The sequence below is a fragment of the Catenibacterium mitsuokai genome (assembly GCF_025148785.1).
Lineage (GTDB): Bacteria > Bacillota_I > Bacilli_A > Erysipelotrichales > Coprobacillaceae > Catenibacterium > Catenibacterium mitsuoka.
Map to the genome: position 1 here is coordinate 1,164,251 of NZ_CP102271.1, position 19,078 is coordinate 1,183,328.

A 19,078-nucleotide genomic window follows, 5' to 3' on the forward strand; every position below is an offset into this window, starting at 1 on the left:
TATCTAAAAATATAGGCGGTAATTATATGAATCTAAAAGAAACAATAGTAAACCTTCGTAAACTAAAACAAGAAGGAGGATACTGGGATTTTAAAAGAGAATGGTATGATAATGATCATAGACAAGATATGCTTCATGATATCATTTGTATGGCTAACAATATAGAAAATAGAGATGCTTATATTATCATAGGTATTGATGAAAAAAATGATTTTTCTATTGTTGATGTAGAAGAAGATAAGTGTGAAACAAAAATCAATCAAAACGTACAAAAAAAGACAAACTTAAAAACAAGTTTGAATAATTTAGAAAAAATAGAATAATTGAATATTATGGTTTAGTTAATTTAGAAACGTCAAAACCTGATTTCTTAAGAAACTCAATTGCTGATTCTTCTGTTAAAACTTGTTGCTTTATAGGTGGATTAGGATTTCTAAATGATTCATAATCTGAAGGATTAAATGTCTCTCCAGTAAGAATCATATGGTATATACTGACAAGCATCATTCTTGCAATTGCGATAATGGCTTTCTTGTGACCTCGTCTCTTTTTGATACGAGAATACTTAATTCCAAAATAGCCATCCTTATCTTTGATTGCTCCAAGAGCGCACTGAACTAATAAAGGTTTTAAATATTGACCTGCTTTAGAAATACGAACTGATTTTTTCTTGTTAGCACTTTCGTTGTTTGCAGGTGCTAATCCAGCCCAACAGGTTAGCTGTTTATCTGATTCGAATTGTTTCATATCTACTCCGATTTCTGAAATAATGAGAATTGCAGATAAAGTGCTGATGCCTGGTAGTTGGGTGATGTGCATGAATTGATCGAACATTGGTGCTGCACGTTTCATCATTTCGATTTCACAGTTATTAATATGGACTTGTAATTCTTCCATATGAGTCATTGACTCATTCATTTTAAACCTTTGATCAGTTTCAATATTGCAGTGTTTAATGGAATCTAGAATCTTATCTTTATTTTTACACGATCTATGGATACATTTCAAAATTTTCTCATCTTCAATGATATCTGACTCAAGTACTTCTTTCATGATTGCTTGTGCAGACTTTCCAAACGGATCTGAAAATACAGAACCAATACCGATATTGGAAACTGTCATACAGTTCTGATATCGATTACGTTCAGAGGAACGCATCCCAACCAATTTATAGCGATAGCGAGATATTTCTCGTAAAGCTCTTATTTCTTTGGGTGGTATAAAAGAAAATTTGATTAGATCATGTTTAAATAAATCACAGATCCATTTTGAATCTTTCTTGTCAGTTTTCTTTCCTTTAATTGCTTTGACATATTTTGGATGAGTTAAGTAAATATTGATTTCATCTTCTAAGATGTTGAAAATTGGAATCCAATATTTACCAGTAGATTCCATGCATGCATCAAAGCATTTGTGATTAATGAGCCACTGTTTAAGATTCAGTAAATCAGGGTTTAAAGTTGAAAACGTTTCTTGGATGTATTCGGTAATACGAGTTTTCTTATTAGTAATACCGATTGTAGCCACAATGATATTCTTGTGAACATCCATGCCACAGCAGATTGGTCTAACAATCTTCATAAAAAAATCTCTCCTTTCATTGAAAGAAGAGAAGTGGCATTGACTGCTATCTAAGCTAATCACTCAGTTGATTGTACAATCATAAGTGTCCTGGCTCTAAGTCCAACTTATTTGTGCTTGAAAAGATAGCGGCTACTTATAACAATTCAGGATATTCTATTTGAGTAGAATTGCCTACTCTCCCTCACGTGCTCTGTAGTATACCACCTCTCTTTGATTATACTATTATATCGAGAGGCACACTAGAGTTTTGGTGGATTTGAGTTTGATTATATATTTGTGTCCGCGCAACGAAGGCGCGGGGAAATGGAGGAAACAATAGAAGAAATACACAAAACTTAGTTGATTTTCTAAAAGATAAAAAGTTTGCTGGTGATATAAGACCAACAGTATGTGTAGAAACTATTGAAATAGACAATAAATTAATAGATGTAATTAAAGTCAGTAATTCATTAAATACACCATTTTATTTAAAGGAACGTTTCCAACAAATTAACCCTAATAATATATATGCTAGAATACAAGATACAAATACACCAGTAAATAGATCAGCTGATATTAATATTGTTGAGTTACTTTGGAAAAAACGATTTGGTTTGTTATTAACACCTATTGAACACTTTAATTATTTACTATTAGACAAATCTCATTGGAAGATATCACCTGTTCAATCAAAAGTAATATACTATCACGAATTAGAACCACAATATGTTATAGAATATGAATTAACTGATCCTTAATTTCGTACTGGCTATGATTACTTCTTTTTAAATCAACGTGATAACAAACCTATATGGACTGTTGTTAGACTTATATATTTCAATACTTGTCTTATGGAATTATCTGGAAATATTTTAGATGGTGGACGTCATTTTACAAATACACCATTGTTAGATGGAATTAGTATAAAACAATCTATTAAGTGGGATGTATCTTATAGATATTGGATTACAAATACACTTGAATATAATGTACATCTCTTTTTTCTAGAAGAAAACAATAGTGAAGCTATGTCATCAGAAAGATCTTTAATGGAGAATGTATTAATTTTTGAAGATGAGAATGAACACCAGTTGTTTAATTACTATGTTGAAACACATTGGTGTAATAAGGATGAATACATAGATAGAGACTATAGAGTATATATTCCTGAAGTTATAGGGTATGATTTAAATATATTTGCAGAACAATTATCTAATATACAAATACTTCAGAATATGTTAATAGAGTTCAGAAAAGAAAATGAATTTGAGGCAACCAACATACAATTATAGTAATTTTAGAATACTAAAATCACTATATATAGTCTTTTTAGTCTCTCTAAACACTACATATAGCAATTAGAGAGACTCAATTAACTATATTGAGCTAATGTTTCAAGTATTAATCTCCTTTTACACATAAAGGAGTCTTATTTGTATCTGAATGGTTATTTATGAATAGGGTCTATAACTTAGCAGTAACTGCACCACTTGTATTAATTACCATTATTTTTGGATGATAGACTCAGTTGTTTTATCTTGCTATGAAATAAACAAGCAATAGTTAGATTACTATTTTTACTCATGGTTAATAATGAAGTTTTATGTATAAGCTGTTTTATGATTCCGATTCAGTTGATCAACTATTCCGAAGGGATTGACCAAGCATTCCGATGTGCTTGATCATATCAATAATATGATTTGCTGTTACTTTAGTTAAAGTATTGCTAGTGATGAGGTTAGTTATACAACGCACTAATAGAAGTCCATCCATTACGGTAGGGAAGTCCACCTAATACGTTAACAAGTCCAGTGCCTATTAATTCCGATATACTTGATCAACTAAATAAGTGGGAACTTGTTATTGTGGCTATTAACCACTCCATAACATTAACCTATATAACCCAGTCAAACAAAAACAAACCCCCAAAGTAAAATGGTACCCATAAGGAGGACAACAACCTGACAGTTGTGATACCCACCTTGTGGGTATCTTTTTTTCGTTTCGTTGTTGAAATTATGCTATGCCAAAAAAGTTCACTAATGAAGAAATTGAGTTATTATCTAAATCACCCTATGTCAAAGCCATAAGACAAGACAGACTTGTATTAACACATGAATTCAGATGCATCTTATATGATGAATGGATTAAGCAGCCATCTACCTTACAGATAAGAGAAACACTTAAATCATACGGCTTTGATTGTTCGATGTTAGGGAAAATTATAATAAATAACATCAACATTAACTTTAAGCGCTATGGTCGTCCTACTAACGGAAAAAATAAGGTATTTGGACAGAGTATATATTCAGTTGAATTATATGATAATTCATTTCTAGTTGACTCCGGGGTATTCGTCAAAGGACGTAGAGGAATTACATTTAGTTCTGAGTTCATTAATAAAGCCTATAAAGAATATCCTTCTGTGTCCATTGAAAATCAGCTTGAATCCTGTGGTCTTGATCCCGAAAAAGTCGGATATCATAGAATATATGAATTAAAAAGAAAACTTGAAGATGGAGAAAAAACTAAAGAAAAGATAAGTGCTGATGCAGCAGAGAAATACTTTGGTCATCCATATGTAAAGAGATGCAATACAGATCATTTTACACTTAATAAACAGTTCTATGATGAAGCTTCAATATTCTATAGTTATCCCGTTGATGAGATCCTTGGAATATTTGAGATTGATGGTTCTGATTTTCCTATCAGAGTGCGAAATAAAATAAAGAAACAGCTCATATCCTGGAATGGTGATTCTGATGATATGGTGGTGGAATGTGACCAGGAGTTCAGATGCCGCATCCAGCACAACAGGATGAGAGCACTAGAAAAACTGTCAATGATGCATTTTGATACTATCAGGAAAATTCTTCCTTCCCTTACCCCCGAGCAGAAGAAGGCATTATGCATATGGATAAGAGACCTCCCACACGACAGATATGATTATTCTATCCGTTCCATACTAAAGAGAATCGGCATATCCAAGTCATCCTATTATTCAATACTCTCAGATGATAATTACGGTATGAAAGAAAGGCAGGATGAGATTGATTTTGAATACATAAGGAAGGTCATGGATTATAAGGGATTCAGAAAAGGAACGCGCACCATCTATATGATGCTTCCCGATATATGTGGTGTTCATTTTGGGAGAAACAAGATTCTCAGGCTGATGAGAAAATACAACTGCATATGCGCCATCCGCAGGGAGCGTACTGAATTGAAAACGTACAGAGAAAACTTAAAAAGCAACAGGAAGCCAAACCTTCTTAAGAGAATGTTCCGTCTGGCAAGGCCGGGTGACATACTGCTCACAGATGTGAGCTATCTAAAATACGGGCTGAACAGAACTGAATACCTGTCTTGCATAAAGGATGCAGTAAGCGGACGTGTTGTAAGTCATATCACTTCTTCAGGTAACGATCTTAATTTAGTTATGGATACAATAGATACTCTTGATCCTTCTGAGGATGCCATCTTCCATTCTGACCAGGGCTCCCTCTATTTTAATGATTTATTCCAGGGCAGGCTTAAGGAACTAGGATACAGACAGTCCATGTCACGCAGGGGAAACTGCTGGGATAATGCAAGCCAGGAATCCTTCTTTGGACATATGAAGGATGAGTGCGACCTGTCTGGCTGTTCCACTCCGGAAGAAGTGAAGGAAATGATAGATAATTATGTATACTACTATAATAATGAGCGTCCTCAGTGGACACGTAATAAGATGACACCAACTGAATATGAAGACTATCTTAATTCATTATCTGATAATGAATATTCAGATTATCTTCAAAACGAACAGGAAAAGTATGATAAAATGATGAAAAAAGCGAGAGAAAAGGCGCTCAAGCGTGCAGTTGAGCTTGGCGCTCTGACAGAGGAGGATATGGAATTATATGGCTCAGGAAAGAAAGAAGAACAGGCAACAGCAGACAGAGGCGCAGAGACTTGCACATAGAGATGCAGTTATTGAACATTCAGATAATAAGTTCGTTGCAGAACTTACAAAGAATATGGATGCATTCATCTATACAAAGGACTTCTATGTTGCACTGTATAAGCAGCTTGAAAGTGGAATGACATCAATCGAGGCTTATGAATCATTAGGGTTCGATACTAAGAAACTAGGAAAGAACTGCGCTCAGGCAGCAGCCAAGCGTGCAAGACAGAAAGCGAAGAACGGGGAGTTTGAACCAAAGGCTGAGAACTATGATGGAAGCATCCCTATTGAGGAAATGCCTGAAATGACTCTCGAAGAGAAGGTTGCATACCAGGAGGCACGTATCAGATATCTTGAGGATTACGTAGAATTTCAAAAAAAAATGCCTTCCATACTGGAGGAGATATACTCATCCTACAGCGACAAGAAGTAAAGGAGGACAAGCTCTTCATGGCTTATGACTACATAAGCAGGGGAAAGGCAAAAGAGAATGGTTATACTAACACCAAAGTGTTCAAATTATTTGGTGTAAGCAGCACCGGCTATTATAATTATGTGGCACGCAGGGAGGATAGAGACGGGAAGCAGGCAGCTAGAAAACAGGATGAAAGCCATGTGATGCAGTGCTTCAAGAAGATCATTAAAACACTAGGATTCGTTCCCGGAAAGCGAACTTTCCGCCGACATATGTTCAGAAGGTTCAATTACAATATCAGCGTATCAAGAGCTTCAGCCATCATGAAAAAGATGCAGATTACTGCACAGCTTCCCAAGAAGGATGCATACAAGGGACAGGCAACCCACCATCATGAGTGCATGGCAAAGCCTAATCTCGTTAACCGTAACTTCAAGTTAGGTGTAAGACAGGTCATCCTTACTGATATCACTTATATTCATTACGGCTATAGCCGTACTCCAGCCTATATGTGTGCGTTCAAGGATGCCTATACAACTGAAATACTAGGTCATTATGTATCAGGCAGAATGGATGTGTCTCTTGTTCAGAAGGCATTCAATAATATGATGGAGAATCATAAGGACGAGTTCCCCAAGAATCTGGAGGTATACTGCCACAGTGACCAGGGCTCACAGTATCTGTCAACATCTTTCAAACAGCTTCTTAATGAGAATGATTTCATCCAGTCAATGTCCAGAAGAGGAAACAGTCAGGACAACGCTCCTATGGAATCATTCTTTGGGCGTATGAAGACTGAGGTCATTGACATCATCGCAAGATGTGGGGATATAGCTACTGTAAGAAGGCTCATTAATGGATATATCAATATGCATAATAATGAAAGATATCAGGATACCCTTGCAGCACTGTCTCCAAGTGAATTCTATACATATAAGGTGACAGGTCAGTATCCACTGGACAGCTATTATGGGGTGAAGGCATCAGAGCTTATGCCTCTTGAAAAGATCATTGAGGCTAAGCTTGAAATGCAGGAAAAAAAGAAGGAGCTCCGTAAGGAACGTCAGAAGATCAATGAGCAGCAGTCCAGATTATTAAGGAATGCGGGCGAAATCATCATGCGTGATATGAAGAAGATGGAGGATGAAAACAGGAAATGGGTAAAACAGCAGGAACTAGTAGAGAATCAGCTGAAGAAGATTTCGGAAATCATTGAGAAGATTAGTAAGGCTTTAAAATTCTATTATCATGAAGCAACAGCTGAAATCAAGAAACTGCTTAAGGATCCATTGAACTGGAAGAACTATACAGAACTGGACTATTATAAGGATCTTGATGCATTATACTAATTAGACAAATCATAAATAATATATCGGGAAAAGTCCATAAAATCAGGACTTCTTTTCGTCGTGGAAAAAGGCTGGGGAACAGGCGCAAAAAAATGAGCATCACCTTACGGTGATGCTCATTTAGCAGGGACTGTCAACTTTCTGTCCTTGACTTTTGAACCAGTTTAAAGCTGGGGGCTTGTTTCATAGTTATTTAATTTTTTTTATTAAGACTTAGATGTAGTCCATTCATTCATGTCAAGTTTTGTAGTACAGTGAACGTTTGTATTGTTATTAGTCCAGATGATTACATCAGTCTTAGGGTATTCATAGGTTTTTCCCCAGTATCTATAGGTAAGCTTATCGTTTCCACCGTTATCAATCATAACTCCTTTTATGAAACCACTATCTTCTTCTGCTTCATGTGTTTTTTTACATGGACTATAAAATCTTGATCTTCCTTTAGTTAAGTTTCTACCATCATTTGTAAAAACATCATACATACCATCTTCTTCACCTGCATTACATTCAAAGTTATAAACTTTGTGATTCTCTCCACAAGCACTTACGAATTCATTTGCTACAAAGGCATCTACGACTACCATAGGTTTTTCCCAATTTCTCATATTTCAATCCCTCCTGATTCGAATTTATATTTATTATAAACCCTATAGCCTTCTCATGCAACCCTTCAGGGATATATTTAAGAAATACTATACAAAAAATATAAAAATGTCTAGTATAATAAAACATAAATACACTGATGTATGAATTATTAATAAAATAACGTTACATAATTATCGTAAATACAATTAAACATAAATCAAATTAGGATAAATACAAATGTATTTAATGAACTTATTTTAATGTTTTACACTATCAATTTTTTTGGAGGGGGTGAAATGTGTGATACAAGTAAACATTGATGAAAAGAAAGTTGATAATTTTACTGATCAAGCATGTTATACATTAAAAGAACAAATGGGGAAGTATGCTGATAATATTATAAAAGAATCTAATTTGATAGAAGAAAGTATTAGAGAAGATGGGGCAAATGCAGAAATTACAAGCACTATAGTTATGCAAGCTATTAGAAAATCTAAAAGTGATACAAGAAAAAAGTCGAGCAACCGATTGATAATCCTTAAAATTGCATCTACAATTTCTACATTGATAACTGGTTTTTTATTTGATGCATCAGGATATGGACATAATTTTATGAAGCTAATTTGCTTTATTATATGTTTGATAATTGCTTCGGTATCAACAGCATTTCAAATTATATTGGAGGAAAAGGAGTGATAATATGAGTACTTTACCTAATGATAAAATAGAAAAATATCTTGATGAATTATCAGATGAATATAAAAGCCTTTTATATAAAACTCTAGTGTCTCGTACAAAACCATTAGATGAATTAAGTGTAAGTGAGTTGCTTCGTATTGATAGTGAAATTAAAAAGCCTTTATTAACTGATTATAAAAATAGACAACGCCGCGACTATACTCTATTTCGCTTAGGAATTTTGTATATGATTTTAGGTGTTTTTATATTTTTATTAAGCAAAGTATTTTGGAAAAATGATCACAATGGAATAGGGCACATATATTCACTTATTTCATGTACAGTAGCTTTTATTGGTTTTATTTTTGTATTATATTCTTTTGCTACACAAATTTTTGGTGTTGTAACATCAAAATATAATGCTTCTTTGGAGGAATGTTCTAAAGTATTAGAGTATGAAATTGTTAGGAAATGGAGAGAATTAGAGGGGATAGTTGAAGATATAAGTTTAACTTCACAATTAGATACATCAAAAACAGTTATTCAGTTTTTAGCAGAAAATCATTTTATTGATGATAATGAAGTCAATATACTGAGAAAATTCCTGAAAATGAGAAACAATATTGTTTACGCCACTGATAATAATTATACAACTGAAGAATTAAAGAAAATGCTTGGTGAAATAAATCATATCATTAATAAATTAGAAGAAATTATTTAATAGATAGTATATTTCAGGAGGTAAAAATGAACTCATTTCAAAAATCTGATAAAGGCGCACAAGCTGCATGGAAAGGATTCTCTTCTCAAACATTATATATTGCTTCTAGATTAATTTCTGATAAAGATGGTTATGAGTACTATCCAGAAGATGTAGAAGATTTAGTTATTAAAAAGAATAATGTTGTAATAGAGGCTGTTCAAGTTAAAAATATATCAGCTAGTTTAACATTATCTAGTCTTGCTGGTACAAAAACATCCCAAAGTGGTGAGGGATTCTTTAATCGTATGTGTAGCTTACATGAACAATATCCATCTTTTAATAATGTTAATGTGGTTTACTTTAATTCTCTTGGTACTGAATTGCAAGAAATACAAGAAGGAAATGCAAATACAAAAAGAACTATTATTAAAAAACTTGTAGATGATCATGGTTTATGTGAAGAAGATGCTATATGGTTAATTGATTCATTGCATTTTGAAAAAGTGAATCTTAATGATTTAGATTCAAATATTCAAAATCAAATCACTAATTATGTACCAGTCATGTCTGCACCTACACTCGCAAAAGAATTACTAATTCAACATATATCTGTACTTTCTAAAAGTAAAGAATATACAACACTACAATTATGGGAAGAAAAAATCCATGAAATTGGCACAAATATAGCATCATTAGATGGATTCTACAAAGAATACAACAAGTCTCTTGTACGTTTAGATGAATTCAAATTGAATGATGATTATGTTCATCTACAAAAAGAATACTCACAAGGTATTGCTGCACATCCTTCACATATTCGTAATAATCTAGATTTTAAAAGAAATTACTGGATGGAAGAAATTCAGTCTGTAATTGATACTAAGGGTGTTGCAATCGTTAAAGGTGTTTCTGGGCAAGGGAAAAGCACACTTTGCTATCGTTATTTAATGGATACATATCCAGAAGGCTGTGTATTTTGTGTACGTACCCTTGCCAATGAAGGACAAGCACAGAATTTAGTTTCTGCATTAGATGGCTTAGGAAAGCATAATGAGTCACTTATTATTTATATTGATGTTCAACCAGGTGAAACACTATGGGCATTTTTATTACAAGAATTGCAAGTTAGAGGTCTTTCTATTCCTGTTCTTATTTCTATTAGAGACGAAGATTATAATCAGACACCAATTAGTGGGAAGCAAATTAAGTATGGTATTGTTGAACTAACTTTGACAAAAGAAGAAGCTGAACAAATTTATAATACTTATACGGAAACAAAACCTCATCAAGAACACAGAACTTTTGAAGAAGCATGGGAAATATTTGGTGGTCAAGGACCTTTAATTGAATTTACATATTTTATAACTCACAATCAGGTTTTAGCACAACGCCTTCATGAACAGCTTGATGCATTATTACAACAAAGAATTTCTGATGAGTGGTTAGAATTACTTCAGATAGTGTGTTATGTTGGTCGTTTAGGTTGCTTAATTAATATTACGGATGTAAAAAATGAAATTCATTGTTCTAATATATATGCTGCTATTAGACGTTTACAAGACGAGTATTTAATTAAAGTGGTAGATGAAAATACTATTGAAGCACTTCATCCAGTACGAGCAAAAATCATATTTGATGTATTGTGTAATTTGATTTATACGTCTTCAAAAGAAATTGTATTTAAAGCATTACCTTGTATAGAATCGAAAAATATACGAGTGGTTCTGTTAGATTATTTCTCTAATAATCAATATGATATTAAGGATATACAAAGATTGTCTCAAATAGAGTTCCGTGATTGGGTAGGATATGCAAATTCTATTAAGACAATGCTTTGGTTAGATGCAAAGTGTTATGTAGAGAATAATATGAAGGTTTTTGAATCTCTGGTTGCTAAACATGGTAAAGGGTGGCTCTGCTTGTTGCCTGTTGATCTTTCTGGTATTTATGGTCCAGATAAGATGATTGCAGATGATATAAAAGAACTACCGAAAAAAAATAAAACTAATATTCAAAATGACATTGATAATGTAAAAAAATCACTTACTTCACTCCATATAGACTATCAAGCAATTGATTATTTTATAAATAATAGTAAGATACCACTTGTTCTGCCTGATACAGATTCTGATTGTCAATCTTTTGGATATTCGTTATTCTGGATGGCGAAGCGAAATAGAGAGGTAATACTTCCGTTTGAAATGGTTGAAATAGTTACAAGTGTATGTAAGGGTGATCTTCAATCATCAGCAGATGCAATACGTGGATTATCTGAACATACTGCACTAAAAGAAAGTTACCTAGCTGCTGTAGATGTTTTAGTGAAGAGACTTATCAATGAAATGCAATTGCTTAATTTTTCAGTAACAGATGATGTAGTAACATGTAAATTTATCCCACCTCTTTTAAAAGAGGTAAATGAATCAGACAATATCCAAAACTTTAATCAGTATTGGAGAATTAAAATGTTAGATATATTAAAACAACTATATTCAGAAAAAGAGTACATTGATATTGAATTGATAGGTGTTGATTTACTTCGTGATTTGGGGATTGAAGCATTAGATGACAAATTACATATTCATAAAAGTAAACGTTTAGAAACCTGGGTGACTGAGGTGAATGGATGGGCTAGAATAAGAATTGAATATAGTTTTCGTCCCTCTTCTTGGCAGGAATATGTAACTAAACTTGATGAATTAAGAATTAATACGAACAATCTGGTAGTAGAAACAATTAAACTCTTTAATGATATATATAAGAAAGGTAGATATACGGAACAACGAGGTAAAAAGATTATTAATCTAATTAAATTATTTAATGAAAAACTACTCAATGAAAATCTACTTCCATATTTTGCTGTTGACCCATATTGTCTCTATTCAGAAGGTAATGATAAAAGTCCTGATGCAGAGTATTATCCAATGCGCCAATTACTTTCTGTGAAAAAATACGATAATTTTAGGAAATGTTACAATGATTTATATAGATCATTGGAAAATTTTTATGATCAATTTTTTGATGTTTTCAGTGTGAGACTTAAAAGGCAAGATATTAATACCATTGATAATCCAAGAATTGCTATGTTTAATTTGTATGCTGCGTCTAAAAATCTTGTGAACTTTCAGAAAGAATATGACCTTTTGTTTTCTGAGTATAGTACTCTTGATGGAGATTTTTTAAAGCACGAACTTGAAAATACTATGACTTTGGTGAATGTGTGGCGCTATATGTTAGACAATCAACCAAAAAATTATGATATTGCTTATGATTCAAAACAAAAATATCGAAAAGGAATTAATTATTTTTCAGATAATCTTTCGAGGGCAGTTAAAGCATTAAACGGTACACTTCTTACGGGAGACAAACATGCTTATATTATTGTTAATTACAATATGAATGATGATATTACTTTAGAAGATGAATATACTAGAATTGTAATGATTATTAGACATTATTTTCAGGACAGTATTTTACCATCTAGTAATAGGTGGTATCTAGAAACACAATCATTAGAATTAGCTTATGTTCCAGCTTTTAATGGTGTGATATCTCCATCAGTTCTTTCTATTCCAACCTATAAATTATTAGATGTGGGAGAATCTCAAATTGCAAAACCTATGTTTCCATGTGATACAGAACCTGTTCTTATGGAAAGAATAAATGCTAGTAAGTCGTTAAGAATATGGAATAATGCCATGGAAAAGCTTGGTGATATGAAGGTATACCTTCAGAGATATCTACAAATTCTTCAAGTGCCTGTTGATCAAAAATGTCTTTGTACTTTGGCTAGACATATAGAAGAATTGATAAATCAAATTAGTGCCTTGTGGAATGATATTATTTTGATTGATAATGTTGTAAATGAATTGTTTGAAGATGTTGATGAGCAAAATATTGAGATGTTGAATATAATTAAGCAATTTTTGGATTGTTATGATGAAATTGAATCTACTATCAGAAAACACAATGACTTAAGTGAATTAATACACGTAATCGAAGAAGTGATAGTCATAATGATATACTTATTACCTTTAGTGGCTAAATTACCTGAATAAAAATATGATAAAAGGGGATATCAATTGATTTTTTGAGATAACTTATGTAAGCAAAAAGGCTTAACTCCGGTACAACCGAAGCTAAGCCTTTTAACTTATTTAAATCTTATAAAACTCTTTATACCACTCTGCAAACTTACGTAAACCATCTCTTAAAGAAGTATTAGGCTTAAAACCATAATCTCTCTCTAAAGCACTTGTATCAGCATAAGTAATAGGTACATCACCTGGTTGCATAGGGACTAACTTCTTATGAGCTTCAAAATCATAATCAGCAGGTAACACTTCAGCACGAATTAATTCTTCCTGTAAAATAGTTACAAAATCCAACAAGTTTTCAGGATTACTATTACCAATATTATATACAGCATAAGGAGGAATAGGTAAACCATCTTCACCATTCTTCTTTTCTGGTGCTCCCTGCATAATGCGTTTAACACCCTCTAAAATATCATCTACATATGTAAAGTCTCTCTTACAGTTACCATAGTTAAAGATCTGAATAGTATCTCCTTTAAGTAACTTATTAGTAAATCCAAAATAAGCCATATCAGGTCTTCCAGCTGGACCATAAACAGTAAAGAAACGTAAACCAGTAGAAGGGATATTATATAACTTACTATAAGCATGTGCCATTAATTCATTAGACTTCTTAGTAGCTGCATATAAAGATACAGGATTATCTACCTTATCTTCTGTACTATATGGTACTTTCTTATTAGTACTATATACAGATGAAGATGAAGCATATACTAAGTGTTCTACACCCTTAGCACCATTGTCATATGAATGACGACAAGCTTCTAGGATATTATAGAAACCAATCATATTAGACTGAATATAAGCATCAGGATTACTAATAGAATAACTTACACCAGCCTGAGCACCTAAGTTAACTACAATATCAGGTTTATGTTCTTCAAAGATATGATCAATAATAGCTTTATTAGCTAAATCATCTTTATAGAACACATAACTAGAATCACTATGTTCCTTTAAACACTTTTTAATTTCTTTTAAACGCCATTCTTTAATACTTACATCATAATAATCATTCATATTATCTAAACCAATAATATGAATAGGTGATTGTGTTTTTAATAGTTCTAATACTAAGTTACTACCAATAAAACCAGCAGAACCTGTAACTAAAACAGTTTTATTTTTTAAATCAATATGGTTCATATCATTCACCCTCCATATTAGTCTCTCTTAAAGATATCTCTAGTGTATACCTTATCTTTTACATCATCTAAACAAGAATCATATCTATTAGCTACAATAGCCTGACTTTCTTTCTTGAACTTCTTTAAATCATTAATAACTAAAGAACCAAAGAAAGTATCTCCATCCTTAAGTGTTGGTTCATAAATAACAACCTTAGCACCCTTAGCCTTAATTCTCTTCATAACACCTTGAATAGAAGACTGTCTAAAGTTATCAGAATTAGACTTCATAGTAAGTCTATAAACACCAATGACTTTTTCTTCTTCTTTGCTTGGATCATAATCGCTATTTGCTTCATATCCACCAGCCATTTCAAGTACTTTATCTGCAATATAATCTTTTCTAGTTCTATTACTTTCAACAATAGCACTAATCATATTCTGTGGAACATCATTGAAGTTAGCAAGTAACTGTTTAGTATCCTTAGGTAAACAATATCCTCCATAACCAAAACTTGGGTTATTATAATGAGTACCAATACGTGGATCTAAACATACACCATTAATAATTTCCTGTGTATTTAAACCTTTTGTTTCAGCATAAGTATCTAATTCATTAAAGTATGATACACGTAATGCGAGATAGGTGTTAGCAAATAGTTTAACTGCTTCTGCTTCAGTGAATCCCATAAATAAAGTATTAATGTTTTCTTTAATAGCACCCTGCTGCAATAGTGATGCAAATACTTCAGCTTTTTCTCTAGTGTCTTCATCATAAGAAACGATAATTCTAGAAGGGTATAGGTTATCATATAAAGCCTTAGATTCACGTAAGAACTCTGGGCTAAAGATAATATTCTTAGTATTATATTTAGCTCTTACAGAAGCTGTATAGCCTACAAGGATAGTAGACTTAATAACCATAACAGCATCAGGATTTACCTTTAATACTAATTCAATAACTGCTTCTACTGCAGAACAGTCAAAGAAGTTCTTTTTACTATCATAGTTAGTAGGTGCTGCAATAACAACATAATCAGCATTCTTATATGCTTCTATGCTTCTTCACCATCTAATGTAGCAGTTAAGTCTAGTTCTTTTTCAGCTAAATACTTTTCAATATAATCATCCTGAATAGGAGACTTCTTATTGTTGATGAGTTCTACTTTACTAGGAATAATATCAACAGCTGTTACATGGTGATGCTGAGAAAGAAGAGTTGCAATAGATAAACCTACATATCCAGTACCAGCTACTGCAATATTGTATTTCTTATCTACTACAGGTTTACTAGTTTCTTTCTTTTCTTCTTCGAATAAGTCTGTTACTTCAAAATCTAATACTTCAGCTAATGCCTGTAACTGATCAATAGAAGGAATATAATCCTGTCCTTCTAATCTACTAAGCATTGCTCTATGGATACCAGTCATATCAGCAAGCTGAGCCTGTGTTAATTTCTTTTCTTTTAGCAGAAACAACGTCTGCCATCTTTGAATAAGAGATCTTCTTCATCTTATTTCCTCCCTAAATGTTATTTATAATCACAAACATAATAAATATTACTTACTTTTAAAACAGGCATAGTTCATCAAAGTTTATCTTGCTTGTCAATTAAAATAGAAGAATATACTGATATTTACTTCTTCATATAGAATTGATGTTATTTAAAGTAGAATTACACATATTTAATAGTTTTTTTCTCATATAAAAATATAAGGTGTAGTAGCAACAAGAATAGGAAATAATGGATAACGTTAGTATCTTATGGTAATCTAATGGTAAGTCCTAATTGATTTGAATGAATATTATATTGAAAGAAGGGAATATTTTATGGATACGTTAGAAGAGTTAGAAAACTATTGCAAAATAGAACATCCAGTTGGTGCATTAATGCTTACTGGTGAATGGGGATGTGGAAAAACTTATTTACTTGATGAAGAATTAATTAAAAGTTTTGAAGAAAACTCATGTTTTTTTGCGTATAAGTCTATTTGGAGTCATATCAATAGATGAAGTTAAGGCAGAAGTACAGAAAAAATGGTTGAATGAATGTATAAACAGTATAGATAATACTGGAAAAGTTACTTGTGCATTAAATAAATATGTCAAACCTTTAAAGGATGTGGCTAAGAATGTAAATGAGTTTATGCCAGATCCAGTAAAAAATATTGTAAATGGAGTATTTTCAATTAATGTTTTAGATTTTGTGAAGATAGAGAATGAAATTGGAAATAAGAAAGTAGTTTTAATATTTGATGATTTGGAACGTGCATGTATTTCTACAACTGATTTACTCGGCTGTATAAATGATTATTGTGAGAATCTAGGATTTTCTACAATTATTGTAGCCAATGAAGATAAAATACAAAAAGGTGATGGGAATAATATAGAGTATAATGAAATTAAGGAAAAAATTGTTCAAAGAACTGTTCACCACCACCCAGAATATCGTTCTGTTGTCACTAGTGTTATTAAGAATATGAAATTTGAATCAGATTTATATAAATCCTTTTTAGAAGAATATATAAATGAGATTATCGTGATTTTTTCTGGAAAAACAAAGGATGGGAAATCATTAAATGATTTCGTAGAAAAATGTACAAAAGGTAGTTTACGTGAGATAGATGATGAAAATAAACGTATTCAAAATTTGTTAAAAGCAAGACCTCATAACATAAGAAGTCTGAAATGTGCGCTACAGGATTTTGAAAGAGTATATGAACTGCTAGTAGCGTATAATATACCTGACCAAAATAAGTGGTTATTTTCTTTTATAACATTTATTTTTTCTGCAAGAGCAGGTTTAGTTAAAAGGTATGAAGAATACGGAATGCTTCTAACTGAGAATAATGTCTCTATCCTATATCCAGGATATTATAATGGTAAGTACATGATAAACGGTATTAAAACATGGATAATAGATGGTGAATGGGATAAAGAAGTTATAAATTGCCAGATGTCATATGTGAAACAAAGGTATGCTGCAATCTCACCATTAGATAAAGCTAAATCAAATAGCATTTTTAACTTAGAAGAAGATGATATGTTGGATGGTTATCCTGAATTGTTGAACTTAGCATACGAAGGAAAGCTTGATTTAAATGATTATGTATATCTATTGTGTAATAGTAGAGAGGCTAAGAAACATCATATTAATATTCCAAAGATTGATTGGGGTAAGGTACAGCTAGGTGTTGAAAGAAAGATTGATGAATTATTGCAATCACATGAAGATCCCTCACATTGTATAGTGGTTAAGAGTTATGTAAACAAAAATGATTACACAGATAGTCAGTGGAAAGTTTATGAAACTATTGAAAAATATCGTAATGGAGAATTGCAGTTATTTGAGCATAACCGACACTTGTATATAGAACTTATGAATAAAGATCCACATAAAGCATATGAGGAAATAAGAAATAAAAGGTTGGATTGTTTTAGTGATAAGATGGCAGAAGTTACCTTGAGTGCATTTAAACAGTCCTCTAATGCTGATAAGAATGATATGATTCTTAATACAAAGAATATTATAAGAACTATGATGCATTCTTCTGAATTTAAAAGTGAACAGACGAAGACTGCTTTAAATGCTTTAAAATGTGGACTCAAATCATATTTAGAACAGCATTGTAGTTCCAATAAGAATTCAATAGCAGCAGCTCATGCAAATCAATTTATACAGACAATAGATATGCTATTAGCGGAGTAAAAGAAGTAAGCATACAAAAGGTCTTGGAAAATGCTGATTTAAAATAACCAGGAATTCCTGTTTTCTTTATATACAGTGATTTGTCTTATTTTTATTAGAGTGGTATTATTAACCCATATAAATGAGAGGGGTGTAATATCTATGATACTAGTAGACAAAGACATAATTGAAAGAAGTAAAGAAATATTCATTAATGGATACGATGAAGAAAATGTTAAAGGTATTTCTTATGATATACATATATCTGAAATCATTACTGAACACGGTAATGTAGATGAATATGATTTAAAACCTAAAGAAGCTATTATGGTCAAATGTATTGAAGAAATAAATGTTCCTACTGATTTATTAATAAGAGTAGAAAATAAGAACTTACTAATAAGAAAAGGTATTACCATCGTATCACCAGTATATAATCCAGGACACAAAACACCTATCTATCTTAGGGTAGACAACACTTCTCATGATACATTTAGAATATCTAAGAATCTATGTATTGCTCAAATGGTATTTGAACAACTTTCTTCAAAACCAATTCATACTTATAATCAACAAGTCAATGCATCATTCAATGATGAATGGCAATACAAAGGATTATCTCATTACAAAGATAATTATGAAGAAAGAACAAATAAAGAGTAATAAGAATGACAGCTCCGTTTTATCCTAATGTTCCCTCTATTCCCATAAGCTTAATTATTCCTGATTGTTTAAATGCGCAATCAGGTTTTTTGCGTTGAAAATTATATATTCACAATTAATTTTTTCTGAATATGATCTTTGGCTGACATAATGCTTACATGAATTCCTTAAAGATATTTTATAACTGTTCGCATGATAATGTTTTAAGCTAGATGTCTTTGAAATTGAACAACAGTCGATAACCTGAATTTAATATTCTGTATT

Annotated in this window: 14 protein-coding genes and 2 pseudogenes; 11 read left to right on the forward strand and 5 right to left on the reverse strand. The window is 32.0% G+C overall.

The genetic code is table 11. The annotated features are described in order from the left end of the window. The first annotated feature begins 26 nt into the window (after positions 1 to 26). Positions 27 to 323, forward strand: coding sequence for an ATP-binding protein (locus NQ499_RS05800; protein ID WP_259848705.1), 297 nt, complete (start codon positions 27 to 29; stop codon positions 321 to 323). 7 nt (positions 324 to 330) lie between these two features. On the opposite strand, the gene NQ499_RS05805 is transcribed toward NQ499_RS05800, so the two are convergent. Beyond that, entirely contained in the window at positions 331 to 1,581 is a 1,251-nt protein-coding gene (locus NQ499_RS05805; RefSeq protein ID WP_259848707.1) for an IS110 family RNA-guided transposase, read from the reverse strand. A gap of 833 nt (positions 1,582 to 2,414) precedes the next feature. Here NQ499_RS05805 and NQ499_RS05810 point away from each other — a divergent pair. From NQ499_RS05810 to NQ499_RS05825, 4 genes are all read left to right on the forward strand, one after another. Further along, on the forward strand, positions 2,415 to 2,855 hold the full coding sequence (locus NQ499_RS05810) for a hypothetical protein (RefSeq protein ID WP_006507205.1): 441 nt from the start codon (positions 2,415 to 2,417) through the stop codon (positions 2,853 to 2,855). Between the two features lie 731 nt (positions 2,856 to 3,586). Then, entirely contained in the window at positions 3,587 to 5,527 is a 1,941-nt protein-coding gene (locus NQ499_RS05815; protein ID WP_006507210.1) for an IS3 family transposase, read from the forward strand. Beyond that, the gene (locus tag NQ499_RS05820) at positions 5,466 to 5,942 is read left to right on the forward strand and encodes a hypothetical protein (protein ID WP_006507209.1); all 477 of its coding nucleotides are present in this window, start codon (positions 5,466 to 5,468) and stop codon (positions 5,940 to 5,942) included. Before NQ499_RS05815 ends, NQ499_RS05820 begins: the two co-directional genes overlap by 62 nt. Before the next feature lie 17 nt (positions 5,943 to 5,959). After that, positions 5,960 to 7,273, forward strand: coding sequence for an IS3 family transposase (locus tag NQ499_RS05825; RefSeq protein WP_006507208.1), 1,314 nt, complete (start codon positions 5,960 to 5,962; stop codon positions 7,271 to 7,273). 206 nt (positions 7,274 to 7,479) lie between these two features. Here the strand turns inward: NQ499_RS05825 and NQ499_RS05830 are convergent, their stop codons facing one another. Then, complete coding sequence (locus NQ499_RS05830; protein ID WP_006505057.1) at positions 7,480 to 7,878, reverse strand: hypothetical protein; 399 nt, start codon at positions 7,876 to 7,878, stop codon at positions 7,480 to 7,482. Positions 7,879 to 8,158: 280 nt separating this feature from the next. Here NQ499_RS05830 and NQ499_RS05835 point away from each other — a divergent pair, with 280 nt between their 5' ends. Genes NQ499_RS05835 through NQ499_RS05845 form a run of 3 tightly spaced genes read left to right on the forward strand, consistent with a single transcriptional unit; the run spans position 8,159 to position 13,297 of the window. Next, the gene (locus NQ499_RS05835) at positions 8,159 to 8,554 is read left to right on the forward strand and encodes a hypothetical protein (protein WP_006505058.1); all 396 of its coding nucleotides are present in this window, start codon (positions 8,159 to 8,161) and stop codon (positions 8,552 to 8,554) included. A gap of 4 nt (positions 8,555 to 8,558) precedes the next feature. After that, positions 8,559 to 9,257, forward strand: coding sequence for a hypothetical protein (locus tag NQ499_RS05840; protein WP_006505059.1), 699 nt, complete (start codon positions 8,559 to 8,561; stop codon positions 9,255 to 9,257). A 26-nt stretch (positions 9,258 to 9,283) separates the two neighbouring features. Beyond that, positions 9,284 to 13,297 carry a hypothetical protein gene (locus NQ499_RS05845; RefSeq protein WP_006505060.1) on the forward strand — a complete coding sequence of 1,338 codons (4,014 nt, stop codon included), beginning with the start codon at positions 9,284 to 9,286 and terminating at the stop codon, positions 13,295 to 13,297. A gap of 99 nt (positions 13,298 to 13,396) precedes the next feature. Here NQ499_RS05845 and NQ499_RS05850 read toward each other — a convergent pair whose 3' ends face one another. From NQ499_RS05850 to NQ499_RS05860, 3 genes and pseudogenes are all read right to left on the reverse strand, one after another. Next, positions 13,397 to 14,482: a GDP-mannose 4,6-dehydratase gene (locus NQ499_RS05850; protein ID WP_006505061.1), complete on the reverse strand. Its 1,086-nt coding sequence runs from the start codon at positions 14,480 to 14,482 to the stop codon at positions 13,397 to 13,399. Between the two features lie 17 nt (positions 14,483 to 14,499). Continuing rightward, positions 14,500 to 15,725 (reverse strand): annotated as a pseudogene (locus NQ499_RS05855) (nucleotide sugar dehydrogenase). Between the two features lie 105 nt (positions 15,726 to 15,830). Further along, positions 15,831 to 15,941 (reverse strand): annotated as a pseudogene (locus NQ499_RS05860) (helix-turn-helix domain-containing protein); the annotation flags it as partial. A gap of 352 nt (positions 15,942 to 16,293) precedes the next feature. Between NQ499_RS05860 and NQ499_RS05865 the strand changes: the two are divergent. The 3 genes from NQ499_RS05865 to NQ499_RS05875 all read left to right on the forward strand — a co-directional run bounded on the left by NQ499_RS05865 (position 16,294) and on the right by NQ499_RS05875 (position 18,814). Beyond that, complete coding sequence (locus NQ499_RS05865) at positions 16,294 to 16,476, forward strand: P-loop NTPase fold protein (RefSeq protein WP_006505064.1); 183 nt, start codon at positions 16,294 to 16,296, stop codon at positions 16,474 to 16,476. After that, positions 16,418 to 18,172 (forward strand): P-loop NTPase fold protein, encoded by a 1,755-nt coding sequence (locus NQ499_RS05870; protein ID WP_155812603.1) that lies wholly within the window; start codon positions 16,418 to 16,420, stop codon positions 18,170 to 18,172. Before NQ499_RS05865 ends, NQ499_RS05870 begins: the two co-directional genes overlap by 59 nt. Positions 18,173 to 18,313: 141 nt before the next feature. After that, entirely contained in the window at positions 18,314 to 18,814 is a 501-nt protein-coding gene (locus NQ499_RS05875) for a dCTP deaminase domain-containing protein (RefSeq protein WP_006505066.1), read from the forward strand. Positions 18,815 to 19,078 lie beyond the last annotated feature (264 nt).